15 protein-coding genes are annotated in these 18,623 nt (G+C 46.0%); 6 read left to right on the top strand and 9 right to left on the bottom strand.

Going from position 1 to position 18,623, the window contains the following annotated elements:
* Positions 1-21: 21 nt before the first annotated feature.
* From LJ740_RS00630 to LJ740_RS00610, 5 genes are all read right to left on the bottom strand, one after another.
* A complete protein-coding gene (locus LJ740_RS00630; RefSeq protein WP_229527110.1) occupies positions 22-2,283 on the bottom strand; it encodes a xanthine dehydrogenase family protein molybdopterin-binding subunit in 2,262 nt (753 codons plus the stop codon).
* Entirely contained in the window at positions 2,283-2,744 is a 462-nt protein-coding gene (locus tag LJ740_RS00625) for a (2Fe-2S)-binding protein (RefSeq protein ID WP_229527109.1), read from the bottom strand. The genes LJ740_RS00630 and LJ740_RS00625 overlap by 1 nt, the downstream gene beginning before the upstream one ends.
* Positions 2,741-3,349 (bottom strand): nucleotidyltransferase family protein, encoded by a 609-nt coding sequence (locus tag LJ740_RS00620; RefSeq protein ID WP_229527108.1) that lies wholly within the window; start codon positions 3,347-3,349, stop codon positions 2,741-2,743. The genes LJ740_RS00625 and LJ740_RS00620 overlap by 4 nt, the downstream gene beginning before the upstream one ends.
* A gap of 4 nt (positions 3,350-3,353) precedes the next feature.
* Complete coding sequence (locus LJ740_RS00615; RefSeq protein WP_229527107.1) at positions 3,354-4,391, bottom strand: XdhC family protein; 1,038 nt, start codon at positions 4,389-4,391, stop codon at positions 3,354-3,356.
* Between the two features lie 176 nt (positions 4,392-4,567).
* On the bottom strand, positions 4,568-5,098 hold the full coding sequence (locus tag LJ740_RS00610; RefSeq protein ID WP_229527106.1) for an SRPBCC family protein: 531 nt from the start codon (positions 5,096-5,098) through the stop codon (positions 4,568-4,570).
* Between the two features lie 344 nt (positions 5,099-5,442).
* Between LJ740_RS00610 and LJ740_RS00605 the strand changes: the two genes are divergently transcribed.
* From LJ740_RS00605 to LJ740_RS00595, 3 genes are read left to right on the top strand one after another with little or no spacing between them, the layout of a single operon-like run.
* The gene (locus LJ740_RS00605; protein WP_229527105.1) at positions 5,443-6,513 is read left to right on the top strand and encodes an efflux RND transporter periplasmic adaptor subunit; all 1,071 of its coding nucleotides are present in this window, start codon (positions 5,443-5,445) and stop codon (positions 6,511-6,513) included.
* A 26-nt stretch (positions 6,514-6,539) separates the two neighbouring features.
* Positions 6,540-9,902: an efflux RND transporter permease subunit gene (locus LJ740_RS00600; protein WP_229527104.1), complete on the top strand. Its 3,363-nt coding sequence runs from the start codon at positions 6,540-6,542 to the stop codon at positions 9,900-9,902.
* Positions 9,903-9,904: 2 nt separating this feature from the next.
* Positions 9,905-12,991, top strand: coding sequence for an efflux RND transporter permease subunit (locus LJ740_RS00595; protein WP_229527103.1), 3,087 nt, complete (start codon positions 9,905-9,907; stop codon positions 12,989-12,991).
* Positions 12,992-13,046: 55 nt separating this feature from the next.
* Here the strand turns inward: LJ740_RS00595 and LJ740_RS00590 are convergent, their stop codons facing one another.
* Positions 13,047-13,445, bottom strand: coding sequence for a universal stress protein (locus LJ740_RS00590; protein ID WP_229527102.1), 399 nt, complete (start codon positions 13,443-13,445; stop codon positions 13,047-13,049).
* 169 nt (positions 13,446-13,614) lie between these two features.
* The gene (locus LJ740_RS00585; RefSeq protein ID WP_229527101.1) at positions 13,615-14,364 is read right to left on the bottom strand and encodes an SDR family NAD(P)-dependent oxidoreductase; all 750 of its coding nucleotides are present in this window, start codon (positions 14,362-14,364) and stop codon (positions 13,615-13,617) included.
* 14 nt (positions 14,365-14,378) lie between these two features.
* On the opposite strand from LJ740_RS00585, the gene LJ740_RS00580 reads away from it, so the two are divergent.
* On the top strand, positions 14,379-15,380 hold the full coding sequence (locus LJ740_RS00580) for a LysR family transcriptional regulator (RefSeq protein WP_229527100.1): 1,002 nt from the start codon (positions 14,379-14,381) through the stop codon (positions 15,378-15,380).
* Between the two features lie 51 nt (positions 15,381-15,431).
* On the opposite strand, the gene LJ740_RS00575 is transcribed toward LJ740_RS00580, so the two are convergent.
* Positions 15,432-15,887, bottom strand: coding sequence for a GNAT family N-acetyltransferase (locus LJ740_RS00575; RefSeq protein ID WP_229527099.1), 456 nt, complete (start codon positions 15,885-15,887; stop codon positions 15,432-15,434).
* A complete protein-coding gene (locus tag LJ740_RS00570; RefSeq protein WP_229527098.1) occupies positions 15,887-16,372 on the bottom strand; it encodes a GNAT family N-acetyltransferase in 486 nt (161 codons plus the stop codon). The genes LJ740_RS00575 and LJ740_RS00570 overlap by 1 nt, the downstream gene beginning before the upstream one ends.
* A gap of 247 nt (positions 16,373-16,619) precedes the next feature.
* Between LJ740_RS00570 and LJ740_RS00565 the strand changes: the two genes are divergently transcribed.
* The gene (locus LJ740_RS00565; RefSeq protein ID WP_229527097.1) at positions 16,620-17,894 is read left to right on the top strand and encodes an efflux RND transporter periplasmic adaptor subunit; all 1,275 of its coding nucleotides are present in this window, start codon (positions 16,620-16,622) and stop codon (positions 17,892-17,894) included.
* A gap of 15 nt (positions 17,895-17,909) precedes the next feature.
* Positions 17,910-18,617 carry an ABC transporter ATP-binding protein gene (locus tag LJ740_RS00560; protein ID WP_229527096.1) on the top strand — a complete coding sequence of 236 codons (708 nt, stop codon included), beginning with the start codon at positions 17,910-17,912 and terminating at the stop codon, positions 18,615-18,617.
* Positions 18,618-18,623: the final 6 nt, after the last annotated feature.

The following is an 18,623-nucleotide window of genomic DNA, read 5'->3' as shown; positions in this document are numbered from 1 at the left end:
CCTATTCAACCTGATTTCGACCTACACTTGCATGTGATTCTTAACCGGCAGGTCGCGAATTCGCTTGCCACTGGCGTGATAAATCGCATTCGCCACTGCCGCAGCAACAGGCGGAGTACCGGGTTCACCAACACCGCCTGGTACCGCGTCTGAGTCAATAATGTGCGTATAGATCTCAGGACACTGATTCATTCTCAATACCTGATAGTCATGATAATTCGACTGCTGCACCTTACCCTCTTTAAAGCTGATTTCGCCTAACAAAGCGATGGACAAACCAAAAATCATGGAGCCTTCCTGTTGGGATTTAACTCTGTCCGGGTTAACTACAGTACCGGCATCAATGGCAGAGTGCATTTCCAACACTGTTACCTTGTTGTTATCAACTTTGACTTTAGCAGCCACAGCGACGTAACTGACAAAGCTGCGATGAACACTGACCCCCCAGGCTTCATTGGCAGCCGTTGGTTTATCCGCACCGGATTTGGCAATGACTTCATTCAGGCAGTGTTTCAGGCGCTTGGTATCCAGCGGGAACCGCTCCAACGTCTCGCCATAATTGCTAAACTCGAATCCCTGCTGACCTGGATCAATATTGGCATCCTCGCCAATCAGTTCCAGCCACATTTGCGGTGTGCTTTTATCAGCGGCAACCGCGACTTCGTCCACAAATGATCCCAGAGCGAAGGCATGCTGAATGTTGCACACTGAGCGTATCCATCCTATGCGCGCATGAGCTGTAGCTTCATGAGATTCACAGGATAAATGTGGCAGTTGAAAAGGTACATCACCAAACCCCAGCGACAATTCCCAGGATTGCGGTTCATTAGTATTACCACTAAAGGTCCAACCTATACTGGGGAATGCACTGCGTTGTATCCAACTACTCACCTGCCCCTTGTCATTCAGTCCGGCCTGATAATGTTGCGCGCTGATGGCGTGATAATAACCATGCTGAATGTCGTTTTCTCGACTCCATACTACTTTCACCGGTTTGCCACTGTGTTTCGCTAAAATAGCGGCTTCAACGGAAAAGTCAGGTTTGGATTTTCTGCCAAATCCGCCCCCCAATAAAGTCACGTTTACCTTGACCTGAGAAGGCTCCAGCCCTAATACCTGAGCTACGGTATTTTGCGTGGACTGAGGGGTTTGAGTACAAGCCCAAATCTCCATTTGGCCATCTTTAAAAACCGCCGTAGCAGCAGGCGGCTCCATTGTCGCATGGGCCAGATAAGGTACTGAATATGACGCCTGAACTGTATTTTCAGCCTTGTCCAATTCCGCATAAGCATCGCCTACACTACGCTGCACCTTGCCTTTGGATTTCACTCTTTCTTGTAACGTTGCCAGAAAAGCGCCCGAGTCATGTGACTGGTTTTCATGTTGTGTCCATTCAATACTGAGCTTTTTGGCTGCCTGTTGCGCAGACCATGTATTACTGGCTAACACTGCAACACCCGGCAGCGAATTAAACCCCACGGGAAAACTGCGCTCCGGCATTGCCACCACATCAGCAACACCTGGAGTTTTAAGTGCAGCGTCTTTGTCAAACGACAGCACATTTGCACCAACCACAGGTGCCCGAACAATACTGGCGTACAACATACCTTCCATGTGTACATCCTGACCAAATTGGGTCTTGCCGGTTTGAATATCGTGCATATCAACAATAGTGAGCCCTTTGCCGATATACTTAAAATCTTGCTTGTTTTTAAACACCAAACTGGCGACATCCGGAGGTGTCAGTTTACTGGCCGCAGCTGCCAACTCGCCAAACCCCAGACTTTTGCCAGACTGATGGACAACCTTGTGATCAATTGCCTTAACTTCTTCTACGGGCACTCCCCATTTTTCTGCAGCCGCCTGTTCCAGCATGGTTCTGGCTGATGCCCCCATCTCTCGCATGGTCTGATAAAAATGGCGAACTGAACGCGAGCCATCAGTATTTTGACTGCCGTAACTGGCATTCGCCAAGCCCTGTACTACATTGACCCTCTCCCAGTCAGCCTGCAATTCATCAGCCAACACCTGCGGTAATGAAGTGCGTATACCCTGACCCATTTCTGAGCGATGACAGATAATATTCACCTCGCCTGACTCGTCGATACTGACAAACAGGTTCATTTCACCATTGCCTGACTCAGCAGCATAGGCCGGCGAGAATGACGGTAATGTCACGCCTAATACAAGGCCAGAACCGGCAATACCCAGGGTTTTCAAAAACCCACGGCGACTGATGTTGTGCATAACCGAATCATGGTGTTGCAGTTGTTCAATAAACATTATTTCACCTCCACAAATTTTGCCGCCGTTTTAATTGCCGCTTTTATACGTGGATAGGTACCACAACGACACAGGTTGCCCTGCATATAGTTATCAATATCTGAATCACTGGGATCGTTATTGGAAGCCAGCAATGCCGCAGCTGACATCATCTGACCAGACTGACAATATCCACATTGTGGTACATTGTGCTCCGCCCATGCCTGCTGCACCGGATGACTGGCATCTTTGCTCAGCCCTTCAATGGTGGTTACTGACTTTCCGGCGATTACCGAAACTGGCGTGGCACAGGCACGAATAGGCTGACCATCCATATGCACGGTGCAGGCGCCACATACCCCTAATCCACACCCGTATTTTGTTCCTGTCATGTTTAATAAATCACGAATCACCCAAAGCAATGGCATTTCAGGCTCAGCTTCGACCTTTGTGGGTTTTCCGTTCAGGGTAAATGTAATCATAGGTTAACCTTTTGTTGTTTTTGCCAGAGACTCAAATCTTGCAGGGTATCAATATCGGTAGCACCACTTTGCAATGCAACCGGGATAACGTTTTCTTTGTATTTGGGACTGTTCAGGTGCTTACCGGCACCCATATCACCTTGCAAGCTGTGCAATAAAGCATAGTCGCTGGCAGGAAAAATAGCAGGGACGGCATTTTTTCCCGCATAATGTGCACAAATAATCTGCTTCGGGTTGCTACGGCTCAAACTGATAAGTTGTTCAATTTGATGCGCAGAAATATCCGGTTGATCAGCCAACAAAATTAAAACATGAGAGCAATGTTCAAGCGCTTCCAGACCACTTTTGATGCTGGCGGAAATGCCGTTTTGCCAATCAGAAACCGTTTTAACGAAAATATTTGCAGGTAGGTTAATTGCGGATTCTATGGTGGCTTTATTGGCCCCTAATGTGACCACCCGGCAGTCACAATCAATGCCAGAAAGCTTCTCCAACGCCTGTTGCAGCATAGATGACTGCTGCAACGTCGCCAGTTGCTTAATACCGTCAAAGCGGCGACTTTGTCCCGCCGCCAACATCAGCGTGCCCAGCGTATATCCAGACACTAACTTAACCTGCTAGTTTTGCCGCGGGGCGTGTCCGGGTCAGGGTACGACCACTGGCACCATACAATACCGCATGAATTTCACTCAGCATACTCAGTGCGATAGATTCAGGTAGCTCACCACCGAGATCAAATCCGATGGGATTGTGGAGCGGTTTTGTCAATTGTGACTCAACGATATTTACGTCTTTAAAAACCCGTTCAGTTCGATGGCGCGGGCCTAACATTCCTACATATTTTGCACCGCTGCACTGACTTAAGAGCAATGATTTAGCATCCATTGTGACATTGTGATTCATCAACACAACGGCTGACACCTGAGCCAAGGCAGGATGATTGTGCAGATCATCCAGTTTATCCCGGACAATATCATCGACTGAAGCAAAAAAGGCCTCTTTGGCATACCCCAGCCTTTCATCAAACAAAGTAATGTGCCAACCCAATTGTTTAGCAATATTGGCAAGAGGGATAGCGTCTATACCTCCGCCGAAAATCGCCAGCCGGACAACAGGTAACTGTTCACTGACAAACCAGTTTTCATTGTTGATCTGATTCAGGCGGTTTAATGTCCAACTTTTATCTTCGGGAACCTGTGCGATACATTGGTTTTTGGCCTCTGCCTGTTCAGCCAAAAGCATGTATATGCAGCGTTGATTAGTGTCCAGTTGGGTTTTTAACGCGGTTAACTCCAGGTAGTGATTTTGCGCCGTAACAGGCTGCAACAAAATACGCACCATTCCGCCACAACCTATACCCAGCTTCCACGCAATATCATCTTCATCGCGCATATCATACTGAATAATGTGACTTTTACCGCTGTCCCAACACTTTCTTGCCTGACGCATGATGTCTGCTTCAAGACAACCTCCGCTCAGCAATCCATAGTATTGTCCGAGACTATTGATGAACATAATGGCGCCGGGTTTGCGATAGCTGGAGCCATCAGTCTCAATGATCGTGGCCAGAACCCAGTCCAGTTCATCTTTTTGTGGAAACCAGATATTCAGCAGTGAAGTGAGGTGATTGTTTTTAACGGCGCTCATGCGATGTGATTATTTCCTTTATGGCCCGGCCCTTGTTGTAACAAAAAAGCCGGGAGAAGAAAATCCTTTGTGCCTGCTGCTCGGCTGCAACGGGATGAATAAAGGAAAAAATAAGACTAACTACACTCACGTCGCTGAGCGCAGGGAGTCTCACTCCCACTCTCCGTCGCCGTCGGCTATTGAGATTCCACCAGGTTTTTTAAGTTTTTAAGACCGGCTTCAAAATCCGGCCCAACCATACCGTCCATCATGGCCGCAAAATAGTGGTTAATGGGATTGCCACCGACATCTCCGTAATCTGCCCAAATTACCGTAGTAGTGCCATTTTCCTCGGTCAGGGTAAGTTCACCAGTGCTGCCCATACCAAAATCGGGAAAGTACAGGTTGTAAACCACCTTTTTCAGGGGAGAAAGTTCGGTAATCGTCATCTCACCAGACCCCTGGGTTTCGCTCACCCAGCTGGATTTTTGTCCCACAAATCCGTCCGGGCCGGTATAGGTAACCTGCATATCAGGATCACGTTCAAACCAGACACCCCACTTTTTCCATTCTCTTAAATTAACGATATGAGGATAAACTTTATCTGCAGGAGCACTGATTTGTATCTGGCGCTGCACGTGAAATTCTGATGGCAGAATAAAACCCACCACCAGTACCAGCACGATCAAACCTGTTAGTCCCAATACTGCATATTTTAATGCCTTCATTTTTATTTCCTTTCAAACTTTTTTGTAAACGGTATCGACATACCTTCCACTATGTAAAGAATTCTTACAATAGATACTGCCAATAATAGCGGAATATCCAATCGACGGTAGGTTTGACATTAAAACAGGTTTACAATTTATTTACGTCAAAACACGTTTTGACCAATTTTAACTAATATCACCAATACTTAGTGATATTCACTAACATCTGGGAATGGTTAATCGAAGGAATGTTAAACGGTGAAGTTAACACCATGTTTTTAAAGGTATTTTTCAAATGGCATGGTGAATGCTATCGATTGGCAAGTTTCGCAAATTGTTCTAATTTATTTCAGGGGAAGACAATGACTTACAATAACAACTTAAAAACCCTTTTACTTGCCAGCAGTATTGCCGTTAGCACCGCCCTTTTATCTGGCTGTGGTGAAGCCGAAGCCACCAATAACGCCGAAGAAGCAGAAGAAATCATTTCAATCCCGGTTGAAGTAGCGGATTTAACCATAGGCAACATTTCGTCGAACTACGAAACCACGGCGGTTCTGGAAGCAAAAGAAGAAGCCTTTGTAGTTGCCCGGGCTTCCGGAATTATCGAACATATTTATGTAGAAGAAGGCGACTATGTAGAAAAAGGTCAATCACTGGCCAAACTGGAACAAGAACGCTATATCCTGAACCTGAATCGCGCCAAAGCAGATCTACGCGGTATTCAAAAAGAGTTGGATAAAATTGATAAGGTCTACAACAAAAAACTGGTCAGCGATGACACTTACGACAAATTGACTGCACAGTTTGAATCTGCCAAAGCCACGTTAGAATTGGCTGAGCTGGATTTAGCAGAAACCACCATTCGCGCCCCTATTTCGGGGTATATTGCAGAAAGAAACGCCAAAGTAGGTAACCTGACAGAGTCTTTCCAACGTGAAAGAATGTTTCAGATTGTGCAGCAACGCCAACTTTACGGTATCGTGCACTTGCCGGAAAAAGAGTTGGCTCGCGTTCACAAAGAACAAAAAGCCACCTTGTCTATTACTGCCCTGAGCGACCAGAACATTGACGCCTATGTGGAGCGTATCTCACCGGTTATAGATGCAGAAACCGGCACCTTCAAGGTAACATTAAGAGTGCCCAACGAAGATAATCACCTCAAAGCCGGCATGTTCTCCAAGGTGAAGCTTAACTATGACACTCATCAAAATGCCACCTTATTACCTCGTAAAGCCCTGTTACACATTGATGACCAGATAAATGTATTCGTGGTCAAAGATGGCATTGCCACGAAAATCGCAGTGAAAATCGGCTATCAGGAAGGTCAATTTGTAGAAATCACAGAAGGTTTGGATGGCTCTGAGCAGGTTGTTATTACCGGCCACCACAACCTGAAAGATCAGGCAAATGTAGAAATCGTTAACGGTTAAGTCAGCCACACATTTCGGAGAATAAGATGAGTATCATTGATGTGGCGGTTAAGCGCCCGGTTACTGTGTGGATGTTTACTTTTGCGGTATTATTGTTTGGCATGGTGTCGTTGTCCAGATTGTCTATTAACCTTTTACCTGAGTTGTCCTACCCAACACTGACCATCAGAACGGATTATGAAGGCGCCGCCCCCGGTGAACTGGAGCAACTGGTTTCCAAACCCATCGAAGAAGCCATTGGTGTGGTTAAAGGTGTCAGAACCGTTAAATCCACCTCTAAAGCAGGCCAGTCGGATGTTTTACTGGAATTCGAATGGGGCACCGACATGGATTTAGCCTCATTGGATGTCAGAGAAAAATTAGATATTCTGCAATTACCGCTGGATGTCTCTAAACCGTTACTGCTGCGTTTTAACCCCTCGCTGGACCCCATCATGCGCTATGGTTTGGGTGGCGCGTTACCCGCCCCTAAAAACGACAATAGCGACTCGTCAGAAAAACCTGCTATTCAACAAACGCAGCTTACCAGTTTAGATACAGCTGGAATGAAGCGTTTGCGCATTTACGCCGAAGAGCAAATTAAACGCAAACTGGAATCAGTGGAAGGCGTCGCTTCGGTCAAAGTCGGTGGTGGTCTGGAAAACGAGATCCAGGTACTTATCAATCAACAAAAAACCAGCCAGCTGAATATAACCATCAGTGAAATCGTGACAAGGCTGCAACAGGAAAATGTAAACACCTCAGGTGGACGGGTAGAAGACGGCTCGCAGGAGTACCTGGTCCGCACATTGAACCAGTTTGAGACGCTGGATGAGATGCGGGATTTGTTTATTGCTACCCGCAATGGTCGGCACATTCGACTTGGGGATATCGCTGAAATAAAAGACAGTCACAAAGAGCGCACCTCGATTACCCGATTTGACAGTTTTGAAGGAGTCGAAATTGCCATCTACAAAGAGGGAGATGCCAATACCGTAGAAGTCGCACAAAACGTCAAAAACCGCCTGCAACGAATTCAGGAAGAGATCCCTGAACAATACAAGATGCAGCTGGTTTACGATCAATCTACGTTTATTTCAAATGCCATTGATGAAGTTAAATCAGCCGGTATTGTCGGTGGATTATTAGCCATGCTGATTTTGTACCTGTTCCTGAAAAACATCTGGCCAACCTTTATTATTTCCATTTCAATCCCGGTTTCTATCATTGCCACCTTCAATCTAATGTATGGCAACGGCATTAGCCTGAATATTATGAGCCTGGGTGGCATTGCGCTGGCTATCGGCTTACTGGTAGACAACTCAATTGTGGTGCTGGAAAACATCGACCGTAAAAAACGGGAAAAGCTGGATAATAAAACCGCAGCAGCCCAGGGCACTAAAGAAGTATCAATGGCCATTGTGGCCTCAACCCTGACCACTATGGCGGTGTTTTTTCCACTGGTGTTTGTGGAAGGCATTGCGGGCCAGTTATTCGGTGACCAGGCCATGACCGTCACCTTTGCACTGGGTGCCTCTTTGCTGGTGGCGTTGACTATCATCCCTATGATGGCCAGTCGTGCAAACAAAGAATCCGAAGCAGATACATTGGATTTAGGACCAGCACGTACAAAGGGTGTTCCCACTACCCGTCTGGGCAAGTTTTTCTATTACCTGACGTTGCCAGTCAGGTACCTGCTTAAGGGTATCTTTTATTTCATTCCACTATTGATCAGTAGCCTGGTAGTTCTGATTGCACGGGTATTACGCAAAGTATTGGGTTACCTGTTCCGGCCAATTTTATGGGTATTTGATAAAGCCTATAACACCATTTATGTCGGCTATCAGGGACTGTTAAATTTTGCTTTAGCCCAAAGAGCCCTGATCATTAGCGCTATTTTGCTGATATCCCTCAGTTCGTTAGCACTGGTCAGTAAATTGGGCATCGAGTTAATTCCACCGATGGCACAGGGAGAGTTCGATGTCGAGGTCACACTTCCTACCGGAGCAAGATTAGAAACCACAGATCAGGTGTTAAACGAGTTATCGCGTTTTACTGAAAGCCTGCCCTACGTGCAGCGCACCTATTCCATCGCAGGTACCGGTAGTTTGATGAATGCCTCACCCAGTCAGGGCGGGGATTACTGGGGCAAACTAAATGTGGTACTTAAACCCGGTTCGCTACCAGCGGATGAAATAGCAACTCAGGCAGCGATGCGTGAGTACTTAAAGTCACAGGCCGGGGTACAAAGTAAGTTTGGCAAACCGGAATTGTTTAGTTTCAGCACACCTCTGGAAATTGAACTAATGGGTTATGACTTGGGTATGTTGCGTCGCTACGGCGAGCAAATCGTGACTACGCTGGAAAGTAATGATCGATTTGCGGATGTGAAATCCTCGTTGCAATCGGGCAATCCAGAGCTCAAAGTGCATTTTGACCACGCCAAACTGGCACAATTAGGCTTGTCTTCACCTGATGTTGCCCAGTTAGTCGCAGCCAAAATAGGCGGTGAAGTGGCCAGTAAATATTCCATCAATGATCGCAAAGTGGATATTCTGGTGCGAACTCAGGAAACCCAGCGCGATTCAGCAGCAGATGTTTCGCAGATTATTGTTAATCCGGGCGCAGCCCGCCCCATCACGCTGGATGCAGTCGCCGATATAGAAACCTCTATCGGTCCCAGCGAGATCACCCGTGTTGGTCAGGAGCGCGTTGCTATCATCTCAGCCAATCTGGCCTACGGTGATTTAGGTGATGCAGTTGCCGATGCCGAAAAACTGTTAGCCGAAATGCAATTGCCTTTGAGTATGCAGGCAAACATTTCCGGCCAAAATGAAGAAATGGAAGTGTCGTTCCAGTCGCTGAAATTTGCATTGGCACTGGCAATATTCATGGTTTACCTGGTAATGGCCTCTCAGTTTGAATCACTGCTGCATCCGTTTTTAATTTTGTTCACTGTGCCACTGGCCTGTGCCGGTTCGATTTACGGGCTATATCTGACCGGAACATCAGTATCCGTTGTGGTATTTATCGGCCTCATTATGCTGGCAGGTATTGTGGTCAACAACGCCATTGTTTTGGTAGACAGAATCAATCAGTTACGAGAGCAAGGTGTCGCGAAAATAGACGCTATTAAAGAATCTGCACTGACCCGATTTCGTCCTATCCTGATGACAACGCTGACCACCACGTTGGGTTTATTACCTATGATGCTGGGATTCGGTGAAGGCGCTGAAATTCGCAAACCTATGGCTATCACCGTTATTTTCGGGCTGATGTTCGCGACCTTATTGACCTTGTTCTTCATTCCTATTTTGTACAGCTTGTTTGATCGCAAGAAATTTGCGCAAAAAGATCCGCAAACTGATCCAGCCGAACTGGGATCAGCTAACGGCAATGCAGGAGCCTGAAAATGAACCAGCAACCTGAAAACAAGTTTCAGTTAATGGGTGCGGGGCTGGCCAACTTCGCGCTACGTCGCCCTGTTACCGTCTGCATGTTTTTTGCCTCGATGTTACTACTGGGGCTTATCTCCAGTCGCTTATTGCCACTGGAGAAGTTCCCCGGTATTGATATTCCGGAAATCTATATTAATGTCCCCTACCGGGACGCTTCGCCAGCCGAGGTAGAGAAAATGATCACCCGGCCAGTAGAAGAAGCACTGGCAACCATGTCAGGCATTCAACGTCTGCGTTCATCCTCCAGAGAAAATGGCGCTGAAATAGGAATTGAATTCAACTGGGATGAAAACATCAATGCTAAAAGTATCGAAGCACGTGAAAAGATCGATGCAATACGGCACTTATTACCTGACGATGTTGAACGCATACTGGTGTATCAGTTCAATACCAATGACCTGCCCATTTTCCAACTTCGGGTGTCCAGCGAACGCGACCTGTCCAATGCTTATGATTTGCTGGAACGCAACCTGAAGCAACCGATTGAACGCGTCGAAGGCGTTTCCAGAGTTGAGCTTTATGGCGTTTTGAAAAAAGAAATCGCCATTCGCATCGATCAGGAACGCATGGCAGCCCTGCATGTAAATGTGGGAGACCTGGTAAGGACATTACAGGCCGCCAATTTTTCCATGAGTGCCGGTCACATCTTTGAAAATCAGGAAAAAATATCTGTAACACCGCAAGGCGAATATCGCAGCATGCAGGAAATTGAAGCGCTGTATGTGGCCAAAGGTATTCAGTTAAAAGACATCGCTGAGATTCAGTATGAGACTCCACGCCGCTCTGAAGGCCGACACCTGGATCAAACCTACGCGGTCGGTTTTAACATCTTTCGCGAGTCTGGCTCTAATCTGGTTGAAGTATCAGAGCGGGTTTGGAATGTGATTGATGAAGCAAATGAAAATCCGGCATTTAATGGTATCAACCTGCTTATTTTTGATGATGAAGCTGAATCTGTAACATCCTCATTGTCAGATTTGGTGGATGCCGGATTAATGGGTGCATTTTTATCAATACTGGTGCTGTACGCATTTTTACGTCGCTTCACCACCACCCTGATAGTGGTGCTCTCTGTACCGTTTTCATTGTGTATTACGCTGGGGTTTATGTTCTTTTTTGGTTACACCATCAATATTTTGTCTTTGATGGGGCTAATGCTGGCTGTGGGCATGTTGGTCGACAATGCCGTGGTGGTCACTGAAAGTATTGAACAGGAAAAAGCCAATGTAAAAGATGCGGTTACCGCCACCAAAATTGGTGTGTCCAAAGTCAGCCTGGCGGTGATCGCAGGTACTGCAACCACTGCTATTGTGTTCTTACCGAATATCATTGGTAAAAAAGTCAGCCTGACAATCTTCCTGGAGCATGTGGCAATTTCCATCTGCATATCGCTGTTTGCTTCACTGTTGATCGCACAGACACTGATCCCATTGTTGGCTTCAAAGATCAAACACAAACCGCGTAAAAAAAATGCAAAGCCCAGCATCATGAAACAACGCTATGAACGCATGCTGGCCTGGACACTTTCTCACCAGGGGTGGAGTGCTATTATCGGTTTATTGATGATTGTCAGCACGGTGTTCATTGCGCAGCTGGTACCTGATAACGAGCAAGGTATGGATAGCAGAAATCGCATTTGGCTTAACTACAATATCAATGGTAACTACACCCTGGATGAAGTAGAAAAAACAGTCACTAAACTGGAGACATTTTTGTATGAACATCAGGAAAAATTCCATATCAAATCCATCTACAGTTACTACACACCCGGGTTTGCTGTTTCCGGTATTACCCTGAACGATGAACTGCCTGTTAAAAAGAAAGAAATTCAGGAAATGATCCGTGATGCGTTGCCTAAATTTGCGCGAGCTGAACCCAGTTTTCGCTGGGACGATGGCGGTGGCGGCGGAGTTCGTTTGACCTTGTTAGGCCCGTCTTCGGAAAGCTTGCTGCGTATTGCCGACCAGGTAGTGCCGGTACTGAGCAATATTGACGGTTTAGCGGATGTTAAGACAGAGATAGATGACAACCAACGGGAATTACAAATCCACGTTGACCGGCAAAAAGCCTATCGATTTGGCTTAAATTCTCAGGATATTGGCAGTATTGTGGCAACCGCATTACGCGGCAATAACCTGCGCACTTTCCGCCATGGGAACAACGGTGAAGTAGATATTCGACTGATGTTTGACGAAGCATTGCAACACTCTATCGCAGAATTAAAATCGCTACCTGTAGCGCGCGATGGCAACAAAACAGTCACATTGGACATGGTTGCAGATTTGCAAATAACCAGCAGACTGTCGCAAATCAATCGTTATTATCGACAAACGGCAATTGCGATTGGGGCCAACATGGAAGAAGACATGACGCTGGACGAAGCCCGTGAAAAAATTGAAAAAATCATGGGTAGTCTGGAGCTGCCCACCGGGTATAGCTGGTCTTTGGATGGTAGTTTCAGACAACAGCGAGAGTCAGAATCGATCATGCTGACCAATATGCTGTTAGCTATCGCCATGATTTATATTGTAATGGCTGCATTGTTTGAGTCTCTGGTATTGCCAACCGCGGTGATTACTTCGGTGCTGTTTTCATTTACCGGCGTATTTTGGACCTTTGCACTGACCGGTACCCCAATGTCGGTGATGGGCATGATTGGCATGCTGATCCTCATGGGGATCGTGGTCAATAACGGCATTGTTTTAGTGGACCGCATCAATCAATTAGTCAACGAAGGCCATCGTGTCCATGATGCCATCATGGAAGGATGTCTGACCCGGGTAAGACCGGTCTTGATGACAGTGGCGACCACTGTGCTGGGTTTACTGCCTTTGGCACTGGGTGATACCAATGTTGGTGGTGACGGCCCGCCTTATTCCCCCATGGCAATCGCGATTATTGGCGGATTAGTCTTTTCCACCATGACCAGTTTGTTGCTGGTACCGCTGGCCTATTTGCTGCTGCTCAAATTGCGCCGCAAAACCCATAATATGATTAATGACAGTAAAGGATTAGTGGCTAAAATCATCAAAGCCGCTTAGGATAAAATAACCACAAAGAGCCTGACCTGAAGGGTCAGGCTCATGTGTTTAAACACTATTTCATTCTCACCAAAGACACATCACAAACCGCATTGTTAGACACCGCCGAGGCAGTAGAGCCAATCAGTGATTGCAGGCCTTTTTTTGAGTGCGTTCCCAGCAAGATTAAATCAGCCTTTTTACGCTTTGCTACCTGGCAAATAATTTCGTGAGGTTTACCAACTTTAAGCACCCTGTTCTTTTTCGCCACTTTGAACTCAGCCACCAATTTCTCAAATTCAGGGATCGCTTTTTCGGTCAGTTCCTTCTGATAATCCTTTGGCAAAAACGTATAGGGCAGCACATTAACAACAATCAATCGACTACCAAACTTATCCGCCAATGTACTGGCTTTAGTGAGTAACTCTCTGCCTTCATTGCCGATTTCAACGGCACATACTATTGTTTTATACATAATTACCTCATTCCGAAATGCAAAAAAACAAGCGGTTAACCATCACACATGAATATGCTCAGGATACTGCTGTTTATACACAACATTGGGCAAAAGGTATTTGATGTAAATCAATATCTTGGGGGTAAGCGGTACACGCAATTACCCCCTACCGTTCCGATGAGCAACTTTAAGAAATGGAAAGTCCACCATCCACGTCAACGATTTGCCCGGTTATCCAACTGCCGGTAGAAGCGGCCAACTCAACTACCCAGTGAGCCACATCATCGGGAACCCCTCTTCTTCCCAGGGGAATTTTCGCAATCTCGGTCTTCTTAACTGCAACAATCTCTTCAGGGCTAAGGTTCATTCGAGCCTGCAAAAATTCACTTTCAGTAGGCCCGGGCGCAACCGCGTTAACTCTGACATGTTTAAATGCCAGTTCAATGGCCAGGCTTTTGGTCAGGTGTTCAATCGCAGCCTTACTGAGACCGTACACACTTAAAAATGGCGCGGCTTTGTGACCATAGGTACTACTCAGGTTGACAATATTCCCTTCTACCTGTTCCAAATAAGGTAATGACTTTTGAATCATCTTAATTGCGTACAAAACATTAATGTTGAATACGTCTGTTATCGCAGCAAAGGGTAATTGCTCTATGCCACCAATGCATCCTGCACCAACATTGTTAACCAATACATCAATTCGACCAAAGTTCGTCACCGCATAATCAATAACCACCTGTGCCGAGTCAGGGTCAGCAGCATCAGCAACTACACCATAAATGTTTGCGTGGCTACCGGTTATGTCATCGAGTACATTTCTTCTTCGTCCTGAAATAACCACTTTTGCTCCGTCTCGTGCGAATTGCTTCGCGGCCGACAGACCGATACCAGAGTTTCCACCTGTAATCAAAACTACTTTGTCTTTAAATCTCATCAATTTGACCTTTCTTGTTAACCAGAAAAGGCATGCTAATTCATTGCATTAACAAACAATATGCAATATTTTCTTACGTCAAAATAAAGAAAACATTTATAATTAATATGTACGCTTCAAAAACAATTATCTCTTTTGTCAAAACTGTAGAGCATGGGACATTGGCGGCAGCGGCCCAATATTTAGGCGTATCGGCAGCAGCAGTGGGTCAAAACATTACCCGTCTTGAAAACACTTTAGGCGTCAAACTTTTTTTTAGAACCACCCGTGATTTAACACTGACTGATGAAGGAAAACTGCTTTATCAAAGATCAAATGCCCCGATCAAAGAATTGGAAGAAATCAATCATATATTTGCAGAAAGTCGAAACATTGTCAGTGGCGAGATTTCCATAAGCTGTACAAAAAAGCTATGCGAGAACATTGTTTTAGAACTGGCAACTGATTTTGCTCAACAACACCCTGAAGTGTCCTTCTCATTTGATTCCAGTGATGCAGTTAAAGATATTCAAAGAGATAGCATTGATATCGCTTTCCGAATCGGTTCAGTGCAACATCAAACCATCATTGCCCGAAAAATAGGTACCAACCCATTGGGCGTATACTGTTCGCCTGTATATCAGGAGAAATATGGCGTACCGGAAACAATAGAAGATTTGTTAAACCACAACTGCCTGCAATACGTGTTCCCCGGAAATCAACTACGCTGGATATGGCAGTTTAATACCAGCAAACCTGTAAAAATTGATACTTCGGGCAATTTCACATTTAATGATCCGGCACCAATGGTGGAAGCGTGCAGAAAAGGATTGGGGCTTATTCAAACCGACCGATATAGCGTCAGTGAGTATCTGCGCGAAGGAAGCTTAGTTAGTGTGCTTGAACAGTACAGCCCTGCTCCACTGGAACTGCATTTGTGTTATGGCACCAGAGAACGACTTCCATTGAGGGTCAGAAAATTTATTGACTATGTCGTTGAACAAAGCAAAACATCGGAGCTTTTATCTCCTCTCTAAGCTAAAAACAGATTAATTTATCAATGGTCTAATTGTTCTGTCTGCAAGATTTCAGAAGGACTTTTCCATAAATACGCTGTGGGGATCGTCGCCGTAGTCAGCAAAAGGGCCACGGACTTCAAACCCGTACTTGCTATAAAGCGTGCGTGCAGGTTGAAAAAAAGGTTCAGCGCCGGTTTCTAATCGAAGCCATTGATACTGCCTGGTATAAGCCTGCTGAATAACGTGATCCAACAATAAGCGGCCGATGCCTTTGCCCCGATATTTATTGGCCGTGCGCATCGATTTAATCTCCGCCCAATGCGGTGCGTGCTCTTTTAATGCAACGCATCCCGCCGCAGAATCACCATCCCAGATGCACCAGAAACTAATATCCGGGTTTGTCAGCGCGGTTAAATCCAGAGTGTGTACACTCTCTGGTGGCGAGGTGGCGTACATGTCCGCGATGTGCTCTTGCAACAATGCCACAACTCTGTCATCCGATACATCATCGGCTCTGATGATCATCAGGCGATCAACTTTCGATACATCTGTACGGTTTTCCCCTCAGGGTGCAATACCGATTGCACAGGTTCAAAACCACAGCGTTGATGGAATAAATGAGACGCTGGATTGGGCGGCTCTTCATTAACCTCACAACACAAGGCCTCAATACCATTTTTGCGACAAAAGGATTCAGCTTGTTGATAAAGACCTTTGCCGATCCCCTTACCTTTGTATATGGGGCTAACGAAAATGCGGTCTATGTACAGGAAATTATCGAACCGGTCACAAAACCAATTAAAATTAAAGCCGTGATTATCCGCCCCTTTCATAAAGCCCATTATGACCCCTGAAATGGCATATTCGTCAGTACAAACTTCTACAAACGCCGCTTCATTGCATAGAATCGTCAGAGTTTTTAAGTCTAACTCATTGACATGCGGGACTTCCCGATTGTTTAACCTGAGAATTTCAGGCAAATAAGCCGTTTCAATCTGATTAAAATTCATTCCCTGCACCACCACTACTACATACCTGCATTATTCTGCGAATTAGCAGTGAAAACAAGTAAAAATAAAGCGCTAAAAACATAAATATTGTCGCCTGAATTCCTGTCATAACAAACTGTTTTTCCAGAATAAAAACAATTTGCAACATTCTGTCTAAAAATTTTTCCGGATTGCGTTAAACCTTTTAAATCATCGCCGCGACTTAGTCTGTGATTGTTCAGTTTTGGTTAATATTTCGGGGAAATGCATGAAAATCACAGATACCAGTGGTCAGGATGTCGTTCTGGCACCTGCATCAAACAAACACAAATGGTTTAAGGGTGGGATTGCCGCGGTGGTGGTTGTGGCTATTATCGGTGTTGTCGCACCTTCGTACAGCGACTGGGCGAATTCAGATCTGTCTGTTTCCCGGGAAAGATTACGACTGGCCAAAGTCACCCGTGGTGATTTTGTCAGAGATCTGTCGGTGCAGGGACGGGTCGTAGCCGCTGTCAGCCCTAAGTTGTACAGCCCCGCTCAGGGCACTATCACTTACCGGGTGGATGCCGGAGACTCAGTACAGCAAGCGCAAATTCTGGCTACCATTGAAAGCCCAGAACTCACCAATGAATTACAACAAGAGGAAGCGACTTTACAGCGTTTACAGATAGAACTGGACCGAAAAAAAATTCAGGCCAAACAGCAGGCACTGAACAATCAAAAATCCATTGATCAGGCCCTGGTGGCCTTAACTGCCGCTGACAGAGAAAAACGACGCGCCGACAAAGCCATAAAGAGTAACAGCATCAGCGCCATTGACTTTGAAAAAGCACAAGATGATCTGGAGAACGCTCGTCTGGAACACAAACACGCTGTAGAAGACGCGCAATTAGCAATTGAATCGTTTGAGTTTGAATTGAAAACCAACCAACTTCAGGTAGACAGACAGGGGCTTTTGGTGGCCGATCTGCAACGAAAAGTTCAGGAGTTAACGGTGCGCTCTCCGGTTAGCGGTATCGTCGGCAACCTTGCCGTGGAGCAAAAAAACCAGGTAACCCAAAACCAGGCAATATTATCGGTTGTGGATCTCAGTGAATTTGAGGTTGAACTGCAAATTCCGGAAAGCTACGCCGACGATTTGGCCATCGGAATGGATGCAGAAATACAGTTTAACGGTGAAACGCACTCGGCAGTTCTGGTCACGATTTCCCCCGAAATCCAGAACAATCAGGTGACCGGACGGGTGCGTTTTGCCAACTCTTCAGAACTGGGATTACGTCAAAATCAACGTCTCACGACCCGTATTCTAATGGAAAACAAATCCGATGTACTGATGGTGCAACGAGGTCAGTTTCTGGAAAGTGCCGGCGGGAAAATAGCCTATCTCATTCAGGAAAACCGCGCCATACGCACACCCATACATACCGGAGCCCGCAGTCTGGGGTCGGTTGAAATTCTGGCAGGTTTGTCAGTTGGCGATGAAATCATCGTCTCCAGTACCGAAGCATTCGATGGTGCTGAAACCGTATTACTCACACAATAATTGGGGGAAATTCTCATGTTAAAGATGGAAAATATTGCCAAGGTATATCGCACTGATGTTGTAGAAACCCATGCGCTGAAAGAATTTAGTCTGGAAGTGAACGAAGGTGATTTTGTCGCCGTAACCGGCCCTTCTGGTTCGGGAAAAACCACCTTTTTGAATATTGCAGGATTACTGGAAACCTACTCGGCAGGTCGTTACTTTCTTGACGGAAATGACGTTTCAGGCATTAGTGATGCAGCCAGAAGCCGGGTCAGAAACGAAAAAATCGGATTCATTTTCCAGGGATTCAACTTAATTCCCGATCTCAGTTTGTTTGACAATGTCGATGTACCGCTGAGATATCGAGGTTTCAGCAGCAAAGAGCGCAAGCAGCGAATAGAACAAAGCCTGGACACCGTGGGACTTAGCAACAGAATGAGACACTTGCCAGCACAACTTTCAGGCGGACAACAACAACGCGTAGCCATCGCCAGAGCCCTGGCCGGTTCACCGCGATTTTTATTGGCAGACGAACCAACGGGTAACCTTGACAGTAAAATGGCCAACAGTGTGATGACGCTATTGCAAGAAATTAATCAGCAAGGTACCACCATCGTCATGGTAACCCACGATCCGGGTTTAGCGGCGCAGGCAAAACGCAATATACACGTCCGGGACGGTCAGGTCAGTGAGTTACATGAAGTCAACACTGAACACACCAGAGATGTCGTTAACGGATGAGGAAAA

Source organism: Planctobacterium marinum (assembly GCF_020687805.1).
GTDB lineage: Bacteria > Pseudomonadota > Gammaproteobacteria > Enterobacterales > Alteromonadaceae > Planctobacterium > Planctobacterium marinum.
This window is presented reverse-complemented; position numbering and strand designations above follow the sequence as displayed.

What these genes read in the sequence shown, in the direction of transcription:
- LJ740_RS00630 (WP_229527110.1), bottom strand. Translation starts at nt 2,283, where the DNA reads ATGTTTATTGAACAACTGCAACACCATGATTCGGTTATGCACAACATC.
- LJ740_RS00625 (WP_229527109.1), bottom strand. Translation starts at nt 2,744, where the DNA reads ATGATTACATTTACCCTGAACGGAAAACCCACAAAGGTCGAAGCTGAG.
- LJ740_RS00615 (WP_229527107.1), bottom strand. Translation starts at nt 4,391, where the DNA reads ATGAGCGCCGTTAAAAACAATCACCTCACTTCACTGCTGAATATCTGG.
- LJ740_RS00610 (WP_229527106.1), bottom strand. Translation starts at nt 5,098, where the DNA reads ATGAAGGCATTAAAATATGCAGTATTGGGACTAACAGGTTTGATCGTG.
- LJ740_RS00605 (WP_229527105.1), top strand. Translation starts at nt 5,443, where the DNA reads ATGACTTACAATAACAACTTAAAAACCCTTTTACTTGCCAGCAGTATT.
- LJ740_RS00600 (WP_229527104.1), top strand. Translation starts at nt 6,540, where the DNA reads ATGAGTATCATTGATGTGGCGGTTAAGCGCCCGGTTACTGTGTGGATG.
- LJ740_RS00595 (WP_229527103.1), top strand. Translation starts at nt 9,905, where the DNA reads ATGAACCAGCAACCTGAAAACAAGTTTCAGTTAATGGGTGCGGGGCTG.
- LJ740_RS00590 (WP_229527102.1), bottom strand. Translation starts at nt 13,445, where the DNA reads ATGTATAAAACAATAGTATGTGCCGTTGAAATCGGCAATGAAGGCAGA.
- LJ740_RS00585 (WP_229527101.1), bottom strand. Translation starts at nt 14,364, where the DNA reads ATGAGATTTAAAGACAAAGTAGTTTTGATTACAGGTGGAAACTCTGGT.
- LJ740_RS00575 (WP_229527099.1), bottom strand. Translation starts at nt 15,887, where the DNA reads ATGATCATCAGAGCCGATGATGTATCGGATGACAGAGTTGTGGCATTG.
- LJ740_RS00570 (WP_229527098.1), bottom strand. Translation starts at nt 16,372, where the DNA reads ATGAATTTTAATCAGATTGAAACGGCTTATTTGCCTGAAATTCTCAGG.
- LJ740_RS00565 (WP_229527097.1), top strand. Translation starts at nt 16,620, where the DNA reads ATGAAAATCACAGATACCAGTGGTCAGGATGTCGTTCTGGCACCTGCA.
- LJ740_RS00560 (WP_229527096.1), top strand. Translation starts at nt 17,910, where the DNA reads ATGTTAAAGATGGAAAATATTGCCAAGGTATATCGCACTGATGTTGTA.